The organism is Flavonifractor porci, from assembly GCF_037572415.1.
In the GTDB taxonomy this organism is placed as follows: Bacteria; Bacillota; Clostridia; order Oscillospirales; family Oscillospiraceae; genus Flavonifractor; species Flavonifractor porci.
The window spans coordinates 129,274-153,866 of record NZ_JBBHLB010000001.1; the positions used below are offsets into that span (position 1 = coordinate 129,274).

The window sequence follows — 24,593 nt, forward strand, 5'->3', positions numbered from 1 at the left end:
ATCATCGTACCTCCTCGTGTTGTTTTGGTTTCTTTTCAGGGCTGCGGGGCGGCACAGGGCGTTTCAGACTGTCCAGCACCGAGGGCCGCGCACTCTTGGCAACCACAGTTTCCGGCTGGGCATGACCCTTGCCGTCAATGTTCAGCAAGGTGTCCAGTTCCACCAGACGGGCGGACTTGACCCGCAGATCGTCCTCAAAGGGGAACGGCTTTCCTACTTCCTCCTTGGCAGCGGCCTGCTGCTGGTAAAGGTTCTCCAGCTGGTTTTTGACCGCCTCCAGACGCTGGGGCATCTGCGCCAGTGCGTTGTCGATACGGGTGAGATTTCCGCGTGGGTCTGTACCCAGGGTCGCCCGATGGGTCATTTGTCCTTTCAGCAGGAGCGTATATTCCTGTTTCCACGCTTCAAATTCCACCGACATAGTGAATCCACGGTAACTGCCAATCTGCACCGGATCGGAGGTTTTGACCTCCTTGCAGGCATCCAGCAGGGCTGCACCGGCATTTTCTTTGTCGGTCAGCACATCGCCCCGGATCTCCATACCGGCAAAGCCATCTGCCGGGTGTGGGTGCGTGGCCAGTGTTTCCAAATCGGCTTCAAATCCCTGAATATACCCCTTGTTGGTTTCGATTTCCTGCGGGAAGTATTTGAGCAGCTGGTCCTCCAGACGGTACTGCTTGCTCTGGTGGTCGGCTTTCATCAGCTTCAGCTTGGCAACCTCCACATCCAAATCCATGCGTTCCTTGATACGGGGGTCTCCGGCACACAGGGCCTTGATCTCGGCAAAGGAAAGCGCCGTTTCATCCACATCGTCGCAGCTTCTCACAGGCGATTTCGAGGTCATAATCTGGCTGATGAATTTCTGTTTGTTTTCCACCGTCTGCCAGAGGTAGGCATCAAAAGTTCCCTCCGTGACATAGCGGTACACATGGACAAGAGGGTTCTGGTTGCCCTGGCGCTCGATACGGCCCTTGCGCTGGGCAAGGTCTCCCGGACGCCACGGGCAGTCCAGGTCATGCAGCGCCACAAGGCGATCCTGCACATTGGTGCCAGCGCCCATCTTGGCAGTGCTGCCTAATAGGACACGTACCTGCCCGGTGCGGACCTTGGAGAACAGTTCCTTTTTCCGTACCTCTGTGTTGGCTTCGTGGATAAAGGCGATCTGCTCGGCAGGCATCCCCTGGGCGATGAGCTTCTGGCGGATGTCCTCATAGATGGTAAAGGCAGGCTCCGGTTCATCCAGTGGGATTGCTTCTTCCAACCCGTGAAGCAGCGGATTGTCCAGCTGTTTGGCTGCCTTTTTGGAGGGAGCTGCCTGGGGCGTGGAAATGTCGCAGAACACCAACTGGGTCAGCTTGTCTGCATCCCCGTCCCGCCAGATCTGCATGATGTTGTCCACGCATTGATTGACCTTTGTGCCAGGTTCATCCGGCAGCATCTGGTTGACGATCCTCTGGTCCAGTCCCAGCTTGCGGCCATCCGAGGTGATTTTGAGCATATTATCCACCGACGGGTCCACACTGCCTCTGTGTACTTCGGAAGCGCGCTCGGAGAGGGCCTTCACCATTTCCTGCTGGTGTTCGGTGGGCTGTGCCACGATGTTGTGGTATTCCACTTCTGGGGTGGGCAGGTTCAACTGGTCGGCGGTCTTGATGTCGGCCACCTCTTTGAACAGGTTCATCAGCTCCGGCAGGTTGAAAAACTTGGAGAATCGGGTGCGCGCCCGATAGCCGGTTCCCTCCGGGGCCAGTTCCAGCGCCGTGACGGTTTCTCCGAAACGGCTGGCCCAGCAGTCGAAATGGGTCATGCTCAGTTCTTGCAGGCGGTCATACTGGAGATACCGCTGCATGGTGTAAAGCTCGGTCATGGAGTTGCTGACCGGGGTTCCGGTTGCAAAGATAACGCCACGGTTTCCGGTAATCTCGTCCATATAGCGGCACTTGGCGAACATATCGCTGGACTTTTGGGCATCGCTGGTGGAGAGACCTGCCACATTCCGCATTTTTGTGTATAGAAACAGGTTTTTATAGTTGTGGGCCTCGTCCACAAACAAACGGTCCACGCCCAGCTGCTCGAATGTCACCACATCGTCCTTGCGGCCCTCAGCCTGCAATTTCTCCAATCTGGCTTCCAGAGATTTGCGGGTGCGTTCCAGCTGCTTGACAGTAAAACGCTCGCCGCCGCTGGCCTGTACCTCTGCAATCCCTTCCGTGATCTCGTCGATCTGTTCATAGAGAAGCCGTTCCTGACGCTCTCGGCTGATGGGGATACGCTCAAACTGGCTGTGTCCCATGATGATGGCATCATAGTCGCCGGTGGCGATCCGGGCGCAGAACTTCTTACGGTTGTGGGTCTCAAAGTCCTTTTTCGTGGTGACAAGGATGTTGGCGGAAGGATAGAGCCGCAGAAACTCCGACGCCCACTGCTCAGTCAAATGATTCGGCACAACAAAGAGGGATTTCTGGCACAGCCCCAGACGCTTACTCTCCATGGCGGCAGCCACCATTTCAAAGGTTTTGCCCGCGCCTACTTCGTGCGCCAGCAGCGTATTGCCGCCGTACATCACATGGGCAATGGCGTTCAGCTGATGCTCCCGCAGGGTAATGGACGGGTTCATGCCGCCAAAAACAATATGGCTGCCGTCATACTCGCGGGGGCGGGTGGAGTTCATTTCCTCGTTGTACTGGCGCACCAGAGCTTGACGGCGCTCCGGGTCTTTCCAAATCCAGTCCTTGAAAGCATCCCGGATAGCCTGCTGCTTTTGGGCTGCCAGCGTGGTTTCCTTGGCGTTCAGCACCCGGCGCTCTTTGCCGTCTGCGTCCTCCACCGTGTCATAGATACGGACATCCCGCAGGTTTAAGGAATCCTCCAAAATCTTGTAGGCGTTGGCACGGCTGGTTCCATAGGTGGTATAGGCGGCCACATTGTTCTGACTGATGGAGCTTTTGCCGGTGATCTGCCACTCCGCCGTAAACGGGGTGTAGTTGACCTGGACATTCCGCTGCATATAAAACGGGGTATCAAAGGTCTCATACATAAACTGCTGGATGTACTCTTTGTCGATCCAGGTAGCACCCAGACGCACCTCAATCTCCGACGCATCCAGGTCTTTGGGCTGGGCAGCGGTAAGGGCCTCCACATTGACTGCAAAGGAAGGGTCCTGCTGTGCGGCCCGCTGTGCCTGACGCAGCTTGCGCCGCACATTGCCGGACAGATACTCGTCGGCGGTCACATAATGGGGAGTGCCGTCTTTCTCCACCTGTCCCGGCACACGGAAGATCACGCCTTGCAGCTCGGCAGCCAGTTCGTCGCTGGTCTTATTGGTCAACTCCGACATATACGCCATATCCACACAGGCTCGCTCCGCGATGGAGACAGCAAGGGCTTCACTGGCGGTATCCACGGTGTCCACCGCCTTGTGGGGCTTGATGGTGCGCTTGGTGAACATATCCGCCTTGCGTTCCAGCTTGCCGTCCTCGTCAATGACTTCCAGCGCGCAGAGCAGATAGTAGCTGGAATCATCGGCAAAGGCCAGTCGGTTCGCCCGGTCATTGATAAGGCCATATTTTGCAGAAAAGCTGTCATAGAGGCTGTTCAGTTCCGCCTGCTTATCCTGGATGGCGCTGTCCGGTGTGGCGGCGTCCATTTGCAGATCAATGAGCTGCTGGACACATTCCCGCAGCCCCACCAGTCCTTTTACACGGGCTTCGGCGGTGGCATTCAGGTCAGGGCGCACCATGCGGCTGTTTTCACGGAAATATACAGCGCCGTCCACCACGGTGTAGGAGTAATTTTTCACATTGGGGTCGGCAGGAATGGAGGTGTCGATGGCTTCGCCCTCACCCAGCTCCGGCAGCTCGGCCTCCTGGTAAGTGCCGCGAATGTACTTCACGGCATCATGCAGCTGATCGGCAAGCTCCAGCCCCTCGATGGGATTCACGGTGTAGTCCATGCCGTGAGCGGTGCTTTCCGGCTCCTGTCGGCCCAACACCATTTCCGGGTGATCCAGGAAATAGCGGTTGATGGCAAAGCCGTCCTGCGTCGTCGCGGACTGCGCCTGCTCGTTTCCGCCTTGCGGCGAAAAGCTCGCTTGCTCCGTCGCTCCTCCTTCTCCCACAAAGTCTTGCGACTTTGCGGGAACCCTGATAATGCCGGTCTGTGTCCATTCCGGCGAAATGTCAAGCGGGCGGTCCCGCTTTTGCAAGAAAATAATATCGGAGACCACTTCGGTTCCTGCATTGGCCTTGAACGCATTGTTGGGCAGACGGATAGCTCCCAGCAGCTCAGCACGCTGGGCAAGATAGCGGCGCACGGTGGAATCCTTGGCGTCCATGGTATATCGGGAGGTCACAAAAGCTACCACGCCGCCGGGACGCACCTGATCCAGTGCTTTGGCGAAAAAGTAGTTGTGAATGCTGAAATTCAGCTTATCGTAGGCTTTATCCCGGACCTGATACTGGCCAAACGGAACATTGCCCACCGCCAGATCGTAGAAATCCCGCCTGTCGGTGGTTTCAAACCCGGCCACGGTGATGTCGGCCTTGGGATAGAGCTGCTTTGCAATCCGTCCACTGATGGAATCCAGCTCCACGCCGTAAAGACGGCTGTTTCGCATTTTCTCCGGCAGCATACCGAAGAAATTACCCACACCGCAGGACGGCTCCAGGATGTTGCCGGTCTCAAATCCCATGCGGCCCACAGCCTCGTAAATCGCTTTGATGACCGTAGGACTGGTGTAGTGCGCGTTGAGGGTGGAACCTCTGGCGGCAGTATATTCTTCCGGGGTCAGCAGCTCTTTCAGCTGGGTATATTCCGCAGCCCATGCGGGCTTCTCCGGGTCAAAGGCGTCGGCCAGACCGCCCCAGCCCACATACCGGGAAAGAATTTTCTGCTGCTCCGGCGTTGCCTGTTCAGTGGTTTCCTCCAGATATTTCAGCAGCTTGATTGCCGCGATATTGGCCTGAAACTTGACTTTCGGACCGCCTTCGCCCAGGTGGTCGTCGGTGATACGGAAATTCTCAGCGGTGCGGCGCAGATTGTCCTTGTATTCCCCGTAAGCGGCTTCCTCGGCGGCTCTGGCATTGGGGAAGGTCTGCCACTGGCCATTGACCTGAATGGAAACGGGGTGTTCGTCCAGCACTTCATCCAGAGTTTTTTCCGGCTCAGCGGCAGGTGCAGGCGGCTCTGGCTCATTGGTTCGCAAGGTCTGGACAACCACATCATAAGGCAGATGGTTCTTGTCACCCGGATAGACAGCCACAGTCTCGGCGTGATAAGCCGGGGGTTCGGCAGCCAGTTCGGGGCGTTCCTGCCCAAAGCCGTCCTGCTGACGGGCATACATCCCGCGCAGCAAAGGCGCAACCTCATCCCAGCGGAAATACAGCATAGCCAGACGCTTTTCGTCTGCGCCCAGCACTTCCAGTTCGATGCCTTCAGGAGTGGTGCGGTAGTCGGCAGTATCCCATTGATTTTGTCATGGAGTTTTACGGCAAGTCCTTTCCCGAAGCTGTCCAGCTCTTAACCGGCGAAAGCGGTGAGGGACAGAGCGAAGCCAGCACAGCACCGCCCACAGCGTTTCACTTGCCCTTGCACAACAGGACAGCCGACAGAGCAATCCAATATCTCACAGAAAGCCGAGGTCTCAACAAAACGCTTGTTGAGGCTTTTCTTCTTTCCGGGGATATTTACGAGGACGCAAAGCGGCACAATGTTGTGTTTGTCGGCAGAGACCGAAGCGGTACGCCGAGATACGCCCATGTGCGAGGAACGGCAGACCCATTCAGACAGGACATTGCCGGGTCTGACAAATCCTATCCGTTCCGACACGAGGGTAATGGCAATCAGCTCTTTGTCTTTGAAGCGCCGATTGACCTGTTATCGTTTATCTGCCTTTATCCGCAGGATTGGCAGACAAGAAATTATCTTGCCCTGGGCGGCGTTTCGGGCAAAGCCCTTGACCGTTTCCTTTCTGAACGCAAGGACACCCGAAAAGTGTTCCTCTGCCTTGACAGCGACACCGCAGGAAGCGAAGCCTGTACCCGACTGGCACAGTCCATTCCCGGCAAGATCGCCGTCATGCGCCTTGTCCCGGCAAGGAAAGACTGGAACGATGTTCTCCGTCAGCAAAAGGACATTCCGAGCCACAAATTCATAGCCGAAACAATCACGCTGCGAGAGCTGCCCACCGCCCAGCCTGTTCCCATGCTCCGCATGGCAGATGTGGAGCTGACGAGCGTGGAATGGCTATGGTTTCCCTATATCCCCTTTGGAAAGCTGACGATCATACAGGGCAACCCCGGCGAGGGCAAGACCTACTTTGCCATGCGTCTTGCGGCGGCTTGCACCAACCGAAAGCCCTTGCCCGGTATGGAAACCCTTGAACCGTTCAATATCATTTACCAGACTGCCGAGGACGGTCTGGGTGATACGGTCAAGCCCCGACTGATGGAAGCAGACGCAGACCTTGAAAAAGTGCTTGTCATTGACGATAGAGACACACCACTGACCCTTGCCGATGAACGCATCGCAAGGGCAATCCGGGAAAACAACGCAAGGCTGGTTATCATTGACCCGGTACAGGCGTTTCTGGGCGCAGATGTGGACATGAACCGGGCAAACGAGGTGCGCCCGATATTCCGCAGTCTGGGAGACATTGCACAGGCTACCGGGTGCGCTATCGTGCTGATCGGACACCTCAACAAAGCCGCAGGAACGCAAAGCACCTACCGGGGATTAGGGTCTATCGACATTACGGCGGCAGTCCGCAGTCTGCTCTTTATCGGCAAGCTGAAGGACAGCCCCACAACAAGGGTACTTATCCATGAGAAAAGCTCCCTTGCGCCGCCCGGACAGTCCCTTGCCTTTTCTCTGGGAGACGAGAAAGGTTTTGAATGGATAGGAGCTTATGACATTACCGCCGATGAACTGCTTGCCGGAACGGACACAGCCAAGACGGAAAGCAAGACCGCACAAGCGCAAATGCTCATTCTGGAACTGCTGGCAGATGGAAAGCGTATGCCAAGTGCAGAGCTGGAAAAGACGGTCAATGAGCGTGGGATTTCCTCACGCACCATGAGAACGGCAAAGAGCCGTATCGGGGACAGGCTTGTGACCGAGAAAGACGGCACAGCATGGGTCTGCTATCTCCGAGACTGACAACAGGAACACGGCAAGCGTGGCAAAGACGGCAAGGTTTTTATAGATACCTTAATGTTGCCGCCTTGCCTTGTTCCCTCATACCGACATCGCCCGATGATGAACAGTCACCGGGCATTTTTCATTTACAGGAGGATTTTGAATGAACAATACCGCAACCAACACCGCCCCTTGCCCGACTGTCAGAAAGCAGATCGGAAAGACAACCTATATCGTCCGTGTGCATTTCAGCCAGACCGCAAAAGAGACGATGGAGGACAAAATCAAGCGTCTGCTCCGTGAGGAAGTCCGCAAAATGTAACTTCTTTTTGAATTTGATGAAAAAGTCCTTGACTTTTCGTCTCTGGCAAAACTGCAAAATCCATTCTGATTTCCTGCGGTGCGCGCCTCGCCGTGTTCGACATTGCGGAACTGCGGGAGGTCACTTCCTACGACGAGCTGGAGCTGGACACCCTGGGAGACCAAAAAACCGCCCTGTTCCTCATTATGAGCGACACGGACGATAGCTTTAACTTCCTGATCTCCATGTGCTACACCCAGCTGTTCAATCTGCTCTGCGAAAAAGCGGACGATGTGTACGGCGGGCGGCTCCCGGTCCATGTGCGGTGCCTCATTGACGAGTGCGCCAACATCGGCCAGATTCCCAAGCTGGAGAAATTGGTCGCCACCATCCGCAGTCGTGAGATTTCCGCCTGCCTGGTGCTGCAAGCACAGTCCCAGCTTAAAGCCATCTACAAGGACAACGCCGATACCATCATCGGCAACATGGATACCTCCATCTTCCTGGGCGGCAAGGAGCCGACCACCCTCAAAGAGCTGGCCGCTGTGCTGGGCAAGGAGACCATCGACACCTACAACACCGGGGAGAGCCGTGGGCGGGAAACCTCCCACTCTCTCAACTACCAGAAGCTCGGCAAAGATGTGCAATACTTGTTGGTGAAGAGTTCAGCTGCCTTGAATTTGACATGAACAGGGACACGATCAGCTGGATTCGGAGAAAAATCGAATACAGGAGGTCGCTTATGGAACACTTACCAAAGAAAACATGTCAAAACGGCATCAGCTATACGCTGGTCGGTGACTATTATGTCCCCGACTTGCAGCTACCGGAGGAAATCCGCCCCATTGGGGTTTGGGGGCGGATGCACAAAGCCTATCTGGAGCAATGCCATCCAGTCCAGTATAATGATCTGCTCTTGACCGGCAAACTCTGGACATACTTGGCTGATCTGAACGAGCAGGCACAAAACCGGCTGAATTGTATCATTGCCCAGATGAAAAAAAACGAGGGGATTACAGAGAAATTGAAAGCCCGTGACCAGCTGGCGTGGGTTGGAGCTATGAACAGCATCCGAAACCGTGCGGAGGAAATTGTCCGTCACGAACTAATCTATGATGCAAAGGAGGTGCTGTGAGATGGTGTTAGATGACTTATATTGTGGTAATATCTACCCCGCAGAACAGGTAGTTCCTCATGAAAAAGAATACCGCAAGCTACATAGGCACACCGGAGAGCTGCTTACCGAGTTAGAGGAAAAGCTCTCTAAAGAGCAGATGGAGCTGGTCAACCAGTTTCACACCCATGTAATCGATGTTCACTGTATGGAGTTGGAAGCACAATTTCAATACGGTTTTTCATTAGGAATGATGCTTATGAAAGAAGTGTATGAGTTACTCAAACACCACCATAATAGTGATTAGTATTTTAACAATATACTCAAAATAAAAATGTCAATGGTTTACCCCGTCTATTAATCTTCAAAAATAAAGAATTTTTGGACAATCGAAAACACAGATTGTCCAATTAAATCCTCTATTATCCATTTGAGTTTGATAAATTCGCAAAATTTCCCCCAAACATATTGCACCCCATAAAAAATAATGATATACTTGACAAAATGGGGTGAATATGTTATGGCAGACGAACTATTTACAGTTGCTCAAGCGGCTGAATATTTGAAAGTATGCGATAAAACGGTACGGCGAATGATTGCCTCTAAGGAACTTGTTGCTTCCAAAGTTGGAAGTCGAAGTTGGCGCATCCGTAAAGATGACATAGATGCCTATCTAAACGCCACCAGTACGGGGCAGGAAGGAGCAGATACCATTGAGTGAAGAACTGATTCAGCGTAATTTGATAGAAGCTCCTGAAAAAATGGGCGATTGGAATTTCTACAATATTGGCGCTACTACATTAAAAGCTCTTAAAGGAGCGAAGATTATTCCCGATAAAGACTATGAGGCATATGAGGGGAAAAAGCCGGATGCCTTGATTGTTAAAAAGCCAATTATTATCGCAGCTATCGAGTATAAGACCCCTCAGGAGTTGCGAACCGAAAAGCAGATTGCTAAAGCTATTGCACAAGAAATTGGGACAGCCCAGATATTGCAGGCAAAAGTTTACATTGTTACTGACGGCAAGAAAACTTTTTGGATTAACCCCGCTACCGGTCAAGAAATTCTACAGGAAGATGGTAGCCGCATTACATTAAATTTTGACAAGAGTAGCACAGAGTGTATTACCCTCATCAATAAGATTCGAGCCTCTATTAATGCTGCCAATAATCAAATCAAGGCTGCTGCGTCTGTTGATCCTCTGCCTCTGGCCGAAAAAGTATGGCAAGATTTATGGGCTGTTTCAGGAGCTACGCCTGAAAATTGTTTGTACACCTTTGTTGAGATTTTCATCTTCAAATACCTCAGCGATTTAGGTGTTTTGAAGGGAATGTATTCATTCTATGATTTGCTGGGAAAATACTCTGGCAATAATGAGAATGAGGTGCTTGAATATTATGCTTCCACGGTACGAGTAAAGATTAAAGCTCTTTTCCCTGGCAATTCGAAGGATAAAACTACCATTATCAATGGAACAATTTTTGTATCCAAAGATGACAAGGCTGTTTCTGGATATGCGACTGTCTTCCACAAAATTCTTAAGCGTTTTAATGATTTTGGGACTTTAGAGAACATAGACTACGACTTCAAAAGCAAGCTGTTTGAAACATTCTTGAAAGAATCAATTAGTAAGAAAAATTGGGGTCAATACTTTACACCCTTGAAGGTAGTTCGAGCTATTGTCAATATGATAGACATCACTCCGGGTATGAAGATTTGCGATCCGGCGTGTGGCGTCGGAAAATTCTTGCTTGAACCGATTCTTCACGATTTGCACCGATTCTATAAAGTGGAGGATGGAGAGCTAAAGCCCCAAATTACGCTGAGTGGTTTTGACAAAGGATTTGATAAGGACGAACAAAAAACAATCATTCTTGCTAAAGCAAATATGCTGATTTATATGTCTGGTTTGCTCCGAGAGCATCCAGAAATGACAGATAAATTTGCTAAACTTTTTAACGACACCTTTTTGCTTCAGACCAACTCGATTCTTGGAACCTTGGCAAAGCCTGTCCATGATCAGTATGATCTGATTTTAACGAATCCGCCTTATGTTATGAGCGGAAGTAGTAATTTGAAGGAAGAGATTTCCAAGGATGATACACTCAAGAAATACTTTTCTGTAAGCGCAATGGGCATCGAAGGTTTGTTCATGGAATGGATTATTCGTGCCCTCAAACCAAATGGAAAAGCGTTTATTGTCGTGCCTGATGGTATTATGAACCGCAGTAACGACAAAAAGCTCCGTGACTTTATACTGGAGCAGTGTAAAATTGATGCTGTCATCTCTCTGCCGTTAAACACTTTCTTCACAACTAACAAAAAAACTTACATTCTTGCTCTGACAAAAAAAGCACCCGTTATGGTGGATGGCGTGCCTACGCTTCAGCGCCAAACCTCCCCAGTATTTACCTATTTGTGTTCGGAAATCGGAGAAACTCGTGATGTGTACCGTTTTGACATCGATCAAAATGATTTGCAGGTTGCATCTGATCTTTTTAATATGTTCAAGGGTGCGAAAACGAGTTTTGCCAACACATTGAACATGATTGGTGATCAGAGATGCAAAATTTCGAGCATTGATGACTTTTACAACGGAACTCATTGGTGCGTGGAACGATGGTGGAATCATGAAGAACGGCAGGCTCTTGGTATCGAGGAAGAATCCAAGACAATCGGAGTAAATGACTTTAGAGTTTTACTTGCTGATACGATTAACACATTGTCTGAACTGGATGAACCATTGGCTGAAGTTGAAAAAAAAAATGATGAGGGCCTTCAGTTTTTAGAAATCCCCATTACCCAGGTGTTTGATATTGTTCGTGGCGACGGAAAATATACTCGAAGCTATGTACATGAACACACTGGTGAGTATCCATTATATTCTGGCAACACATTTGGACCATTTGCTCAGATCGATTCCTATGATTATAATGTTCCGGCATTGACATGGGCAATAGATGGTTTGGCGGGCTACATGATGATTCACAGATCACCTTTTTCCGCAACCAACCACCGTGGAATACTCCTGCTGAAAGGCACAAATATAGACCTGGAGTACGCAAAATATACCTTGGAACCTATTTTTAGAGAGCTTAAAAAAGGGCGGCAAGGCGATAATGGAGAGAATGAGTACACATCGCTACCACCATTTATGATTCAATCTGTAAAATTTGCTGTTCCGGTAGACCATAACGGAGAGCCTTGGCTTGAAAAGCAAAAAGAAATCGCCGCAGGTTATGTAACTTTGGAACAAACCAAAGAAACTGTTGTTGAACAAATTGCAAATCTCTCACAGGTTTCTATTGTGCCGAATTGTGACGAATATGCGATTGAATATTTGCCTTTGAGTGAGCTATTTGACACTATTAAAGGAAAGTCAAAGTACACCAAAAAATACGGGAACCTACACTCAGGCCCCTACCCTGTCTACTCGGCATCAAGTCAAGGGACACTGACCCATTTAGATACCTACGATTATGATGGTCGTTATATGACATGGTCAACAAATGGATTTGCAGGTACGATTCTTATTCTGGATGGTAAATTTTCTATTAACGGAGATCGTGGAATCTTGGTTCCTAAAAACGGGCGTCAAGATTTGGACTTCGATTATATGAAATTTACATTGGAACCCATATTCCGGGAGCTGGCTAAAGGTCGAAAAGGCGATAACGGAGAAGATGAATTTACGAAACTATATCCTTCGATGTTAAACGACATTATGGTACCAATTCCTGTCGACGGTGAAGGAAATATTAGCCTTTCACTTCAAAAGGAGATTGCCCAGAAGTTTATATCAGTACAAAATAGTCAGAAGGAAATCATTGAAAAATTGGATGCACTAATATCCAAGAAAATTTCCATTTAATCAAAAGGAAGCGCTCATTTTATTTTGAGCGCTTCCTTTTTACTTGCGCTTTTTCTTCTTTGTCCCATGGTATGTATGTGGACGGGCCTTTCCCCTCATATTGTTGGGATTTTTCAGCAGCTTGGACAGGCTCAGTATCCGCATAAACGCCGAGAAATCCTCGGACGCAATCTTATCAAAGGGAATCTGCATCTGGTCACAGAACTCATGAATCACCCGTTCCTCATTACTGCCCAGCTGCATGGCACGGTCAAACTTTTCCTTGACCTCCGTGAAAGTCGGTTGTGGATCGGCGGTCGTGCGGTCGGTGACATGGGCCTGACGAATATCCTGAACGATACTGTCCAGATCATCATGAATTGTGTGGCTGAAAAAATCACTCTCCTGTACTTGCCCCAGCTCCAGCGTGCGGACATAAAGGTCGTTCTCACCCGGAGCATGGCTGCGGATCACTTCCTGCCGAGTGGCCTCCAGCACCAGATTCATCTGGGCAATTCGCATATCAGCGATCCGGTCAACGAAAATCTCAATATCCGTCATCAGCCGCTGGAAGTTTTCATGCGTGGCAATCTCACACAGCAGCCGGTTGTTGATTTTCCCACTGCACAATAATGTAACCATATCATCACTCAAATGCAGAGCCTGAAGCTCTGTGTTTGGGTGATTTTTGTTTTCCGACAACCCCATCAGGTAATCGGTGGATACCCCATAAAATTCCGCCAGCGTAGCGATGGCAAAGGGGCTGATGTCCTTATAGTCGTCGCTTTCATATTTGCTGAGAGCAGATTTGGAAAGCCCGGTTTGCTCGGCCAGCTGCTCCAGCGTCAGGTGCTTATCTACCACCCGCAAGTCTTTTAACCGCTCCGGGATCGACAGCTTTGTATGCATCCAAATTCCCCCTCTCATTAGGAAAATCCTGCCGTTTTCAACCATTATACCATGATTCCATAAGCGTGGAAATATGCTGATTTCAAACCGTTTTCCATCGTTTTGGACATACGGGAGGGGGCCTGTTTTTTCGGTAAAATGAGTTTTGTCAGGAGACACAGAACCTTAAAATTGAATGACCGGCTGCAAGGGGTATGACCTTTGGGGAAGTGACGCCATGACAGGAGCGCACCAAGAAGGACAATACGCCGGGGAAAATCCGGGCAGGAGCGATTGCAGGCAAACCGGCAACTAACACATGGAAAATAAACTTTTAGGAGGTTGATTTTTATGAAGTTGAGTATCCGAGAAAAGAAAGTGCTGTACGACTTTGCCTGTCCCAACCACCACAACACGGTGACATGGCTGAAATGGTTGACCGCCCTGACCGTTGACCCGCAGGCCAAGCACCGGATGCTGGAGCTGGCCCGGAAGATGGAAACGGAGATAGCAGAAAGCTGGTACACCGGCTTTTATCATCAGCTCCGTGCGGAGATGGACGAGTACTACCGTGCCAAGCGCCGCCTGCGTTTGTTAAAGGAAAACACCGACTATGAGGAGGATTTGTATGACGAAGCTGTCTAAGTATGAGAAAGAAACCATCATCAACTGGAACGAGGCGGAGGACACCGCCAGTATCTACACCTTCAACGCCGATCTGAAGCGCAGGTTGGCCGAGTTCAGCCGCAAGTATCCCCAGCTGTGCCGGTTGGAGCGCAGCACCACTGAGGGCAGCGTGACCTATGTGATGGACAAGTCCCGACTGTCCATCCGTCTGGTGCCGCCGTACAGCGAAGAAAGGCTGACTGCTGCCAGAGAGTACGCCAAACAGCACGGATTTCAGGTCTTGCGGACGGACAAGGAGAGCGCCTGAAACCGGGTCAATTCACAGGAAAATGGCGGGTCTGTACCCGGTATTTTTGCGGTGAATTGGTATCGTGATACCCCAGCATTCCCCCTTTTCGGGAAATACGACAAAGGGAGCATTCAGAGCCGGAGAAGCTGACAGAAACCGCACAAGTGTTGGAAGTCAGCTTCTCCGGGCAGGAGTACAGAGGGCGGCAAGCCCTTTGTGTTGGGTACAGGGGCGCAGCGCCCTGTTGGGGTCAAGGGGCAAGGCCCATTGGCGGGTTGAGGGCAGCCAGCCCCATCGGGTCAAGGGTGAAACGCTTTGCCCAGGGAGAGTTGATGCCTTGCGTCAATTCGTACTGGGTATTACCTGACGCAGAAATCCGCAGGTTTGGCGGCTTCGCCGCTGCTCCCCTTCTGGAAAAATCAATGGAGAATGGAGGGATGAAAATTGAAACTGACACGGCACAACGGACGCTCCGGTAAGCATGGCACCTATAATCCCCGGCACAATGACCGCCGGTTTGATATGGAGAACAGCGAACACATTGATGCCCAGCGAGCCAGAAAAAATGTGTACTGGGACTGCTACCGTGGTTTCACTACCCCAGAACTTCGGGAGAACCCGGAACAGCCAGATTTCAGCTTTGAAGAAATTGAGCGGATGTATTACTACGAGCATTACTCCGACCATGTAGATGCCCAGAATGCCCGAAACGAGAAAACCCGGCACACTGAGCGCAACCGCACGGTAGAAGATCTTTTGAAAAACAACAAGACCTGCCCAGAGGAAAGCATTTACCAGATCGGCACCATGGAAGAATCCGTTCCAGCGGGTACTCTGGCACTCATTGTCAGCGAATTTTACGAGGAGTTTGAACGGCGCTTTGGTTCCCATATCCACATTCTGGACTGGGCGCTGCATCTGGATGAGGGTACGCCTCACATCCACGAGCGCCATGTGTTTGACTGCAAAAACCGGTATGGGGAGTTGTGCCCCCAGCAGGAAAAAGCGCTGGAGGAACTGGGCTTTGAATTGCCTGATCCGAGTAAGCCCAAGGGCAAACACAACAATCGAAAACAAACCTTTGATGCAGTATGCCGCACGCTGCTCTTTGACATCAGCCGCAAACATGGGGTGCATTTGGAGCAGGAGCCGTCCTATGGTGGGCGGGCGTATCTGGAGAAACAGGACTATATCCTGATGAAGCAAAAGGAGCAGTTGGCCGCCCAGGAACAGAAGCTGGAGGAGCTGACCCTGAAAATCGAGGATGTGGAAACACTGGTGGGGGAAGTTTCGGATATTGCCTATGACAAGGCGGTGGAAGTTGTCACTGACACCGTTCGGCAGGAGACCCACAAGGAGGACCTCCGGTTGGTGGAAGAAACGAAAAACTGGGTACTATCGCCGGAACGGAAAACACCGCAAAAAGAGCGTGAGTATGCCGCTGCCCGGCTGGATGGAGTGATCTCCAAAATCAAAAATGCCATGCAGTCTGCGCTGACAAAAATCCAGAAGAAGCTGATGCAGCCGGAGGTCAAGCAGGCTGGCAAACAGCAGATTCAGGGAAAGGCCAAAGAATCCCTTTTGGATTTTCTGCACAGGGCCAAACAGGATAGCACCCAGCGGGAGGAAAAGCGGAAAAAGCAACGGCAGCGAAAACAGGATATGGATCGGTAAGGCATCTGATTTTGCATACAAATCAGGTGCCTTTTCCTTGAGGAGGTGAGAAACATTGAACAGCGAAACTCAGAGTTTAGTGCCTGTCACTCGGCAGGCCGAAAGTGAGGAATTGACCGTTGCTGAAGTGCGGGAAAGCCTTTCCACGATGGAAAAAGGACAACCGGCCAATACCATTGGAAATTGCCGCACGGTGTTTTGCCAAGATCCGCTTTTACGGAGAGCAATCCGGCTGAATCTGCTGACCGACCGTGTGGACATTGTGCGGGATCTGGGCTGGCGCAGAAGCACCAGCGCCTTGACCGATACCGATGTCAAATATCTGCTCCTTTACTTTGAGCAGAACTATTGCCTGACCAGTGAAAAGAAGCTGATGGCGGCGCTCTCTATCGTAGCAAACGAAAATTGCTATCACCCCATTCAGGATGTGTTGAATGGCTTGGTTTGGGACGGCATACCCCGGATACGCTCCTGCCTGCATCACTTTCTGGGGGCGAATGAGGGCAACTATGTGGAAGAAATGCTCAAACACTTTCTGTTGGGAGCCATCCGCCGGGTGTTCCATCCTGGTTCCAAGTATGAGGAACTGCTCTGTCTGGTGGGCGGCCAGGGAGCCGGAAAGTCTACCTTCTTTCGCTTCCTGGCTATACAGGATGAGTGGTTCTCTGATGACCTGAAAAAGCTGGATGATGACAAGGTGTTTGCCAAGTTGCAAGGCCACTGGATCATCGAGATGTCTGAGATGCTGGCCACCAGCAACGCCAAGAGCATTGAGGAGATCCGCTCCTTTATCAGTCGCCAAAAGGAAACCTACCGCACCCCCTATGAGACCCAGCCCAAAGACCGTCTGCGGCAGTGTGTGTTCGGTGGTTCCTCCAACACGCTGGATTTCCTACCCCTTGACCGGGCCGGAAACCGCCGGTTCCTGCCAGTGATGATTGACCCGGAGAAAGCGGAGGTTCACATTCTGGAGGACGAAGCCGCTTCCAGGGAATATCTGTTGCAGGTATGGGCGGAGGCTATGACCATTTACCGCAGTGGAGAGTATTCCATGAAGTTTTCAAAGGAGATTCAGAAGCAGCTGGTGGAGGTTCAGAAGGACTTCATGCCGGAGGATACCGAGGCCGGGCAGATCCAGGGCTTTCTGGAACACTACACCGGCAATGTGGTCTGCTCCAAGCAGCTGTTCAAGGAAGCGTTGGGACACGCCTTTGAGGAGCCGAAGCGTTGGCAGCTGCACAACATCAACGAGATCATGAACACAGTGGTGACGGGCTGGAAGCCCTTCTCCAATCCCCGAATGTTTGCGGGCTATGGTCGGCAGCGGGGTTGGGAACGGGAGATTTCCGACAACGAACCGCCCGACAACGAAGGTGGATTTGTAGAGCTGAGCGAGGAAGAAATCCGTCAACTGGAGCTGCCAAAGGAGTGGATTGCCTGATTTACGGGGCTTGTTGCCCAGTAGGTTGTCGGCTGGTTGCTGACTTTGTTGCCGAAAAAGTGGGTGTTTAGATACGATAAATACCCGTAAAGCAAGACTTTTGGGCGGGTATTTGTTCTCTGACAACGAAAGCAACGAGATTTCACAAGAAAATTTGAAAAGTAAGAAACGATGGTCAGACGATAGGTTGCAGGTTTTTCGAGGTCTGTTGCCGGACTTCGTTGCAGGCTCCCTTTGCCTGGCCTTTCTGATCTATGGAGGTAGCCTATGGAGAAAACCCAAAAGCAAGAAAACAAGCTGAGCAAAAAAGTGAAGTTTATCGTGATACGGGAGTTTTCAGGTGATAAAACCATGCAGGAAGCCTTTGAACAGCTCATTGAACGGCAAACCTGCGAACACTTTGAAGAATGGCTGGAACGCAAGGCAAGCTGAGGGAATTGGTTGAAGGAAAAACAGGGGCATGGTATAATATGTATATCGTGTCCCTGTTCATAGAAGGAGATTACTATGAGCAGGAAAAAACAAGTCAATCAGAAAATCACAGCCCTCTATTGCCGTATTTCTCTGGACGATGGCGGCGATAACGAGAGTATGAGTATCAGCAATCAGAAACTTATGCTCAAGGAATTTGCCGAGAAAAATGGCATGTTTCAGTATGAGTATTATGTGGATGATGGTTACACGGGCCGTAATTTTAATCGTCCCGCTTTTCAGCGTATGATTGCCGATATTGAGGCCGGTAAAATTGGCTGTGTCATTACCAAAGACCTGTCCAGACTGGGAAGAAATTATATCGAAGCCGGCAGCTATATTGAAATCTTCTTCCCTAAACACAATGTCCGCTATATCGCTATTACAGATGGCGTGGACAGTTTGACCCGTCAGGAAATGGACATCACGCCGTTCAAGAATATCCTGAACGATATGTATAGCCGGGATATTTCCAAGAAAGTGCTGGCGGGGCGTATGACCCGTTCCCGGCAGGGAAAGTTCTGTGGCGGACAGCCTCCCCTGGGGCTGATGCGTGACCCGGAGGATCGGGGGCATTTGATCCTTGACCCGGAGACTGCGCCGGTGATTCGCAAAATCTATGACCTGGCACTGGATGGCTGGGGCTGTATGCGGATTGCCAAGCAGCTGATGGAGGACAAGGTTCCCATCACCAGAGTAAAAGGAAATACCGCCTGCGATGTCAACTACTATGCTTGGGGCGGCGCAAGAATCAGCCATATCCTGCGTAACCCCTTTTATAAGGGCGCTCATCTGGTTTGCCGGACACACCAGAAAGGGATTCGCTCCAACACCTATGACATCATTCCCCGCGAGGACTGGGAAATCATTGAGGACTGTCATGAGGCGATTGTGACGCCGGAGGAATGGGAACAGGTGCAGGCAATCGTGGATCGCAGGCCGCCTATTATGAAAGGCAATGCCTGCCCCTTCTACAACCTGTTCCACGGTATTATCTACTGCGCCACCTGTGGGAAATCTATGCAGGTGCGGTATGAGAAGGTTGGCAGAACTGGCAAAAACCGCTTTACCGGCGAGATGCGGGAGCCGATTGACAAGGCGTATTATATCTGTCAGACCTATAACCGGCTGGGCAAAAACGCCTGCACCAGCCATAAAATCGAAGCCAGGGATTTGTATAATCTCGTTCTGAAGGATATTCAGGAACTGGCAGCGATGGCGCTCAAAGATGCAGATGCCTTTTATCAGCGGTTGAGCAGCCGGATGGAGCGCCGGTATATGGCGGATGCTTCCGAGATGCAGAAAGAGCGTGAGCGTCTGGAAGCCAGAAACCGGGAAATCGATGATATGTTCCTGAGTCTTTACACTGACAAGACCAAAGGTGTACTCTCTGAGCAGCGGTTTGTGAAGCTGACCGCCGCTATGGAGCAGGAGCAGGAAGAAAATCAGCGCCGGTTGCAGGAACTGATGCGAATGCTTCAGCAGTCTGACGCTCAGGAAAGTGAAGTCCGCACCTTTATCCGAGAGATTCGGCAGTATGCCACCATACAGGAATTGGATGAAGCGGTGCTGAATCGGCTGATCAGCCGGATTCTGGTGGGTGAGGTCAAAAAGATAGACGGACAGAAGATTCAGAAAGTCAAGATTGTCTACAACTTTGTTGGGGAAATCCCAGTGAATGAACCTGTTAGAACTGACCGTTGAGAAATCTTGACATTGTAAAGTGGATTAGGAGAAGTTAATATGAGAGATGAAATTATTCAGATGTTGTCTAATGCACCTGCACTACCAGTTCTTTTTGTTGGATCTGGACTCACACGAAGATACTTAGGGCTTCCTAACTGGGAAGGTCTCTTACGGCTATATTGTGTCAAATCACCGTATGAATATTATTATAGCAAGGCCGAGCGAGAATGCAGAGAGTGCCCGGATATGATTTATCCTAAAATCGCAGATTATATAGAGGCTGATTTTAATGATGCCTTTTTTACAGAGGATAAATATGCCGAAAATCGAAAAACTCATGCTGAAGATATTGCTGCAAAAGTTTCTCCGTTTAAGTTTTGTATTGCAGATTATTTCAAAGAAAAAAGTGAGGCAATTCAGGAAAAATATTCTGATGAGATAACGCTATTCAGGGAAATTGGCAATAAAAATATCAGTTGTATTATTACTACTAATTATGACCTATTTCTTGAAAACAATTTTGGGAAAGACCATTTTCAACCGTACATTGGCCAAAATGAATTGCTGTTTTCTACAATTTATGAAGTTGCAGAAATATACAAGATACATGGGTGTTGTTCAAAGCCGGATTCTATAGTAATTAACTCACATGATTATGACTTGTTTGTTCGTAAAAGTGCATATTTAAGTTCAAAAATACTAACTCTTTTCTTAGAGCGCCCTATTATTTTCCTTGGATATAGTGTTAGCGATCCCAATATTCGCCGCATATTGCGTTCTATTTCAGAGTGCCTTGAAAACAGCCAATTGGAGCAGTTGAAAAAGAGACTGATTTTTATCGAGTGGACAGAAGACCCAGAAGAAGGAATCAGCGAAAGACAGTTCGACTTTGATAACGGAAAAACGATAATTATGGAGAATATTAAACTGTTTGATTACTCCATATTATATTCAGCCATTTTAGATAATACGGTGAAATACGATGTAAAAGCTCTTCGCCGTATAAAAAGTCAGCTGTATGAATTGGTAAAAACAAATAAGCCTACAGAAAAATTATATGTTGCTACAAATATTGAAGACGATAGTCAAGATATTGATTTTGTCGTTGGTGTTGGGGTTTATGGTAAATTCGGAAAAGTCGGCTATAGAGGAATAAAGGCAGAGGAATTGTATCTATATGCCATAGGTCAATCGGATTTGCAGTATGACGATGACATGATTTTGAAGGAGGCAATTCCTTATTTGTATAATGGACGCACAATTTGGCCTGTAAGACAATTTGTCAGCCGCTGTCAATCAATCGACTGCATAAATGATAAAGTAAAATTCTCTTTGGACAAAACCAGTAAAGATTTGCTCTCATTTGCTCAAAAGGAGTCCATTAAAAAAAGAGGATATACTCGCCTTCCTTGTGTAGTTGATTATTATAGGCAGTATGGGTTGAGCAAAACAATTTCAACTATTTTTACAAGTGATTTTAGCAAGATAAATCCGGATGATTTGTTGCAATTTATAAAATTGGCGCTAGAAGATGAACCTGCCTTGCTGTCTATAACCGGTAAAGGCCATCAATCAAGATCAAATTTCAAAAAGTGCATCACCCTTTGGGATATTCTCGTTTATTCAACACCCGCAAAACAAAGAATAGCAGAATTATCAGACGATTCAAATGTGAGCTAATAGAATACTGTTATATAGATCCTTCTCTTAACTGAGGAGGATCTATTTTTTTATCCAATTTTGAATTCATCACTTGACATTGTGGCAAAGAGCTTATGAGCCAGGATGAACTGGCCGTCATGGACGGTGGCAAGTGCATCCTCCAGCTGCGTGGTGTGCGTCCTTTCCTCTCGGACAAGTACGACATCACCAAGCACCCCAATTTCAAATACACAGCCGATGCGGACCCCAAAAACGCCTTTGACATTGAGGCGTTTCTGTCTACTCGGCTGAAACTCAAGCCCAATGAAGTCTACGATGTGTACGAAGTAGACGCGGAGGGTGCGTAAATCTGTTCCGCTGTGAAAGGAGTGATCGTATCTACCCGCCTCAACCGCCCCTTTGGGGCCATTGGCGTACAAAGCGGACAATCACCAAAAAATAATGAAAAAAGGAGGACAGCCGGAATCAACCCCCGGAAACCGGGCGGCAGATTGTTCCGGCTTTTGTATGCCTATGAATGACTAAATCAAACTTTTCAAATGATTCCGGCTAACTATAATTTATGGCATTTTTCAATCAGGCTATCACCGTTCTTCAGACCCTCGTTATCGCTCTGGGCGCTGGTCTCGGCATCTGGGGTGTCATCAACCTGCTGGAAGGTTACGGCAACGACAACCCCGGTGCGAATGCTCATGTACGGTAAAGTATCACAAGAAAATTATGTCGAATTGACAGCCGCCTCCGCTATACCGAATAAGGAAATAAAGAGTCCTCAAATTTTGCGCTACTAAATGAAGACGAGCGGAAGTAATCTCCCGCTCGTCAGTAAACTTAACTATGCCATATCAATCCCGCTTCTTTCCCGCCACCGGCACTAAGAACAGCGCGGGCAACAGCAGGAAAGCGGTACAGACCAGCCCCCAGGGTATGGACACCTGCTGGGCTACCAGCCCCACAATAGGCCCGCCGATGATCTGCCCGAAAGAGTCCAGCTGTCCGCTGGTGGAAAAGACTGTGGCGCGCATTTTCTCATCCACATGGTCGTTCATCCAGGCGGCCAGCACAGGCTCCTTGATGGTGCGCATAAGCCCCGCCAGCAGGAACACCAACAACATGAACCAAAAGCTCCGCCCCACCGCGAAGAGAACCAGGCACAGGATATACCCGGCGCTGGTGGACATGACCACACTGGTTCGGCTGACAGTCCCTTTTTTCTCCATGCGGGCGATGAGCAACTGAGAAGCCAGAATACCTAAGCCGCTGCCGATAAGACTGATAACACCGAACCAAGTGACGCTGTTCAGCGGCCCGATAACGGGTATTACCGTGTCATCCAGAAAATGAGCGGTGGAGAGCCGGTCAAAGCCTTCACTGGCAAGTCCCCCGCATAGTGTGATTGCTAAGAGCGCCAGCAACACAGGTGCGCCTTTCACAAAGCCCAGGTTGAGCTTGAACAGGCAGACAAAGTCTTTAAGCAAGCCCTGCCGTTCCTCAATAGCAGGGGAGAAGTTGGTTTCTGGCATGATGCGAACCAACACCAGCCCCAACAACAAGCACAAACTGCCCCCCAAGATGACAGGCATTTGCAGGTTTATGTTTCCCAGCAGTGTGCCCAGCACCACGCCCAGAACGCCGCCGATTTGCCCCATTTGACTGCCCCGCAGGAACACCTTGTCTATGGGTTTGTCCTCTTCCTCCGAGGCAATCCACGCCTCCAGAGCGCCGGTGATGAAGGTATCACCGCAACCCCAGACAACCTGGGCCAGCAGAACCGGCGCGAACCACGGTAGCGCACCCTCCATCAGAAAGCCCAGGCCGTAGAGGAACATTCCAATCAGCACCGAGCGCCGACGGCTATACAAATCCGCCACCACACCGGTGGGTATCTCGAACAGAAAGCAGGAGGTCTCCAGAACCGTCCCTACCAGGACAAGCTGGAAAGCATCCAGCTGCACCACCTCCAGGTGGTACACGATGGAAAGCACTGTGGACATAGAAACCGCCAGGGAAAAGACAAATCGGAACAGCAGGTAGACAGAATATGCCTTTGAATTTTTAGCAAACATGAAGTTACATTCTCCTTTACGAATTAGTGGGTTGTTTTGTGAAACAAGCCCGACTGCCGCGCAGGAAGGGCAAACTTCTCAGCCCTTTCTAACAGTGATTTTAGAAAAGGCCTCCTAAAGTGCCCAAAGCGCCGTTAAAAGACTTGTTTCTGTTTTTGCAGTTTGCCATATGAATACCTCCGATACTGAAATTAGAACAACATGGCTGTTCTTCTTCGCGATATTATAGCAAATGGGCTTTGTGTTGTCAATGTAAAGAGAAGCGAGAGCGAGAGCGAGAGCGAGAGCGAGAGCGAGAGCGAGAGCGAGAGCGAGAGCGAGAGCGAGAGCAAGTTTCTACCACGGTGCCAAAATCCGCAATTCTGCGGTTTTGCCCCTCGCGGGAAAATTGTTGGGGAGTGCCTTCCCCAAACCCTGCTATGCGGCTTGCGCCGCTTATCCCCGCCGCGCTCATGCGGCAAGAAAGGAGGTCACGACCATGCGAAAAAAATACAACACACCCCACCGCAGCCGCGTTGTGAAAACCCGGCTGACCGAAGATGAATACGCCGACTTCACAGCGCGGCTTGCGCCCTATGGTATCAGCCAGTCGGAATTTCTCCGGCAGGCGATCCGGCGTACCACCATACGCCCCGTACTCCATGTGTCGTCGGTCAATGACGAACTGCTCTCCGCTGTCGGGAAGCTCGCAGCCGAGTACGGCAGGATCGGCGGCAACCTCAACCAGATTGCCCGGTATCTGAACGAGTACGGCGCGCCCTATCATGCGTTGTCCGGCGAGGTACGCGCCGCCATAGCCGACCTTGCCGCCCTCAAGTATGAAGTCTTAAAGAAAGTAGGTGACGCGGTTGGCAACACTCAAACATATCAACTCTAAAAACGCCGACTACGGAGCCGCCGAACAATACCTGCTCTTTGAGCATGACGAATTTACCATGAAGCCCGTCCTTGATGAAACCGGCAGGCTTATCCCCCGCGAGGACTACCGGCTGTCTACGCTGAACTGCGGCGGGGAGGATTTTGCCGTTGCGTGTATGCGGGCCAATCTCCGCTATGAGAAAAACCAGCGGCGGGAAGATGTGAAAAGCCACCACTACATCATCAGCTTTGACCCGCGGGACGGGCCGGACAACGGCCTGACCGTAGACCGGGCGCAGGCGTTGGGGGAGCAATTCTGTAAAGAACATTTCCCCGGCCACCAAGCCCTTGTCTGCACCCACCCGGACGGGCATAACCACAGCGGCAACATTCATGTGCATAATGCCGGAACATTGCCCGGTAACGTGTCGCTCCTTTTTCTTCTCTGGTCATGGTCACACCCCCTTGACTTTTATTTGTAATTGATTATAATAATTACATAAATTACACCGCCTATTATATAGACGGTGA

Annotated in this window: 15 protein-coding genes and 7 pseudogenes; 18 read left to right on the top strand and 4 right to left on the bottom strand. The window is 50.2% G+C overall.

The genetic code is table 11. The features are described from left to right. Position 1: 1 nt before the first annotated feature. A pseudogene (locus WHJ28_RS00630) lies at positions 2-4,045 on the bottom strand (SNF2-related protein); the annotation flags it as partial. A 105-nt stretch (positions 4,046-4,150) separates the two neighbouring features. Further along, a pseudogene (locus WHJ28_RS16575) lies at positions 4,151-5,461 on the bottom strand (class I SAM-dependent methyltransferase); the annotation flags it as partial. Between WHJ28_RS16575 and WHJ28_RS00635 the strand changes: the two are divergent. From WHJ28_RS00635 to WHJ28_RS00665, 7 genes and pseudogenes are all read left to right on the top strand, one after another. Further along, a pseudogene (locus tag WHJ28_RS00635) lies at positions 5,458-7,155 on the top strand (AAA family ATPase); the annotation flags it as partial. The pseudogenes WHJ28_RS16575 and WHJ28_RS00635 sit on opposite strands and share 4 nt — an antisense overlap. A 142-nt stretch (positions 7,156-7,297) precedes the next feature. After that, complete coding sequence (locus WHJ28_RS00640) at positions 7,298-7,456, top strand: transposon-encoded TnpW family protein (RefSeq protein WP_009243220.1); 159 nt, start codon at positions 7,298-7,300, stop codon at positions 7,454-7,456. Between the two features lie 41 nt (positions 7,457-7,497). Beyond that, positions 7,498-8,124 (top strand): annotated as a pseudogene (locus WHJ28_RS00645) (VirD4-like conjugal transfer protein, CD1115 family); the annotation flags it as partial. Between the two features lie 53 nt (positions 8,125-8,177). Next, positions 8,178-8,570, top strand: a complete 393-nt coding sequence (locus tag WHJ28_RS00650; RefSeq protein ID WP_340039134.1) for a TnpV protein — start codon at positions 8,178-8,180, stop codon at positions 8,568-8,570. A gap of 1 nt (position 8,571) precedes the next feature. Then, entirely contained in the window at positions 8,572-8,856 is a 285-nt protein-coding gene (locus WHJ28_RS00655; protein ID WP_340039135.1) for a DUF6809 family protein, read from the top strand. A 213-nt stretch (positions 8,857-9,069) separates the two neighbouring features. Beyond that, positions 9,070-9,270 carry a helix-turn-helix domain-containing protein gene (locus WHJ28_RS00660; RefSeq protein ID WP_195451378.1) on the top strand — a complete coding sequence of 67 codons (201 nt, stop codon included), beginning with the start codon at positions 9,070-9,072 and terminating at the stop codon, positions 9,268-9,270. After that, complete coding sequence (locus tag WHJ28_RS00665; RefSeq protein ID WP_340039136.1) at positions 9,263-12,421, top strand: N-6 DNA methylase; 3,159 nt, start codon at positions 9,263-9,265, stop codon at positions 12,419-12,421. Before WHJ28_RS00660 ends, WHJ28_RS00665 begins: the two co-directional genes overlap by 8 nt. 39 nt (positions 12,422-12,460) lie before the next feature. Here WHJ28_RS00665 and WHJ28_RS00670 read toward each other — a convergent pair whose 3' ends face one another. After that, entirely contained in the window at positions 12,461-13,309 is an 849-nt protein-coding gene (locus WHJ28_RS00670; RefSeq protein ID WP_340039137.1) for a helix-turn-helix domain-containing protein, read from the bottom strand. 330 nt (positions 13,310-13,639) lie between these two features. On the opposite strand from WHJ28_RS00670, the gene WHJ28_RS00675 reads away from it, so the two are divergent. From WHJ28_RS00675 to WHJ28_RS00715, 9 genes and pseudogenes are all read left to right on the top strand, one after another. Continuing rightward, on the top strand, positions 13,640-13,933 hold the full coding sequence (locus WHJ28_RS00675; RefSeq protein ID WP_340039138.1) for a hypothetical protein: 294 nt from the start codon (positions 13,640-13,642) through the stop codon (positions 13,931-13,933). Next, positions 13,917-14,222 (top strand): molecular chaperone, encoded by a 306-nt coding sequence (locus WHJ28_RS00680; protein ID WP_340039139.1) that lies wholly within the window; start codon positions 13,917-13,919, stop codon positions 14,220-14,222. The genes WHJ28_RS00675 and WHJ28_RS00680 overlap by 17 nt, the downstream gene beginning before the upstream one ends. A gap of 426 nt (positions 14,223-14,648) precedes the next feature. Then, positions 14,649-15,878: a plasmid recombination protein gene (locus WHJ28_RS00685; RefSeq protein WP_340039140.1), complete on the top strand. Its 1,230-nt coding sequence runs from the start codon at positions 14,649-14,651 to the stop codon at positions 15,876-15,878. A 148-nt stretch (positions 15,879-16,026) separates the two neighbouring features. Further along, complete coding sequence (locus WHJ28_RS00690) at positions 16,027-17,319, top strand: virulence-associated E family protein (RefSeq protein WP_340039470.1); 1,293 nt, start codon at positions 16,027-16,029, stop codon at positions 17,317-17,319. A 267-nt stretch (positions 17,320-17,586) separates the two neighbouring features. Continuing rightward, entirely contained in the window at positions 17,587-17,751 is a 165-nt protein-coding gene (locus WHJ28_RS00695) for a hypothetical protein (RefSeq protein WP_172749727.1), read from the top strand. 75 nt (positions 17,752-17,826) lie between these two features. Next, positions 17,827-19,494, top strand: a complete 1,668-nt coding sequence (locus WHJ28_RS00700; RefSeq protein ID WP_340039142.1) for a recombinase family protein — start codon at positions 17,827-17,829, stop codon at positions 19,492-19,494. A gap of 39 nt (positions 19,495-19,533) precedes the next feature. Beyond that, the gene (locus tag WHJ28_RS00705) at positions 19,534-21,156 is read left to right on the top strand and encodes an SIR2 family protein (RefSeq protein ID WP_340039143.1); all 1,623 of its coding nucleotides are present in this window, start codon (positions 19,534-19,536) and stop codon (positions 21,154-21,156) included. Positions 21,157-21,239: 83 nt separating this feature from the next. Continuing rightward, a pseudogene (locus WHJ28_RS00710) lies at positions 21,240-21,485 on the top strand (VirD4-like conjugal transfer protein, CD1115 family); the annotation flags it as partial. A gap of 215 nt (positions 21,486-21,700) precedes the next feature. Then, positions 21,701-21,829: pseudogene (locus WHJ28_RS00715) on the top strand (Maff2 family mobile element protein); the annotation flags it as partial. 154 nt (positions 21,830-21,983) lie between these two features. Here WHJ28_RS00715 and tet(40) read toward each other — a convergent pair. After that, positions 21,984-23,204 carry a tetracycline efflux MFS transporter Tet(40) gene (tet(40), locus tag WHJ28_RS00720; protein ID WP_002578914.1) on the bottom strand — a complete coding sequence of 407 codons (1,221 nt, stop codon included), beginning with the start codon at positions 23,202-23,204 and terminating at the stop codon, positions 21,984-21,986. A gap of 478 nt (positions 23,205-23,682) precedes the next feature. Between tet(40) and WHJ28_RS00725 the strand changes: the two genes are divergently transcribed. Together WHJ28_RS00725 and WHJ28_RS00730 are read left to right on the top strand one after the other, a co-directional pair. Beyond that, complete coding sequence (locus WHJ28_RS00725; RefSeq protein WP_002584975.1) at positions 23,683-24,081, top strand: plasmid mobilization protein; 399 nt, start codon at positions 23,683-23,685, stop codon at positions 24,079-24,081. Next, positions 24,053-24,463, top strand: a pseudogene (locus tag WHJ28_RS00730) (relaxase/mobilization nuclease domain-containing protein); the annotation flags it as partial. The gene WHJ28_RS00725 and the pseudogene WHJ28_RS00730, both read left to right, overlap by 29 nt. Positions 24,464-24,593: the final 130 nt, after the last annotated feature.

Coding starts and splice junctions, on each gene's coding strand:
- WHJ28_RS00655 (WP_340039135.1), top strand. CDS start 8,572: ATGGTGTTAGATGACTTATATTGTGGTAATATCTACCCCGCAGAACAG.
- WHJ28_RS00670 (WP_340039137.1), bottom strand. CDS start 13,309: ATGCATACAAAGCTGTCGATCCCGGAGCGGTTAAAAGACTTGCGGGTG.
- WHJ28_RS00705 (WP_340039143.1), top strand. CDS start 19,534: ATGAGAGATGAAATTATTCAGATGTTGTCTAATGCACCTGCACTACCA.
- WHJ28_RS00660 (WP_195451378.1), top strand. CDS start 9,070: ATGGCAGACGAACTATTTACAGTTGCTCAAGCGGCTGAATATTTGAAA.
- WHJ28_RS00695 (WP_172749727.1), top strand. CDS start 17,587: ATGGAGAAAACCCAAAAGCAAGAAAACAAGCTGAGCAAAAAAGTGAAG.
- WHJ28_RS00640 (WP_009243220.1), top strand. CDS start 7,298: ATGAACAATACCGCAACCAACACCGCCCCTTGCCCGACTGTCAGAAAG.
- WHJ28_RS00680 (WP_340039139.1), top strand. CDS start 13,917: ATGACGAAGCTGTCTAAGTATGAGAAAGAAACCATCATCAACTGGAAC.
- WHJ28_RS00690 (WP_340039470.1), top strand. CDS start 16,027: ATGGAAAAAGGACAACCGGCCAATACCATTGGAAATTGCCGCACGGTG.
- WHJ28_RS00650 (WP_340039134.1), top strand. CDS start 8,178: ATGGAACACTTACCAAAGAAAACATGTCAAAACGGCATCAGCTATACG.
- WHJ28_RS00700 (WP_340039142.1), top strand. CDS start 17,827: ATGAGCAGGAAAAAACAAGTCAATCAGAAAATCACAGCCCTCTATTGC.
- WHJ28_RS00725 (WP_002584975.1), top strand. CDS start 23,683: ATGCGAAAAAAATACAACACACCCCACCGCAGCCGCGTTGTGAAAACC.
- WHJ28_RS00675 (WP_340039138.1), top strand. CDS start 13,640: ATGAAGTTGAGTATCCGAGAAAAGAAAGTGCTGTACGACTTTGCCTGT.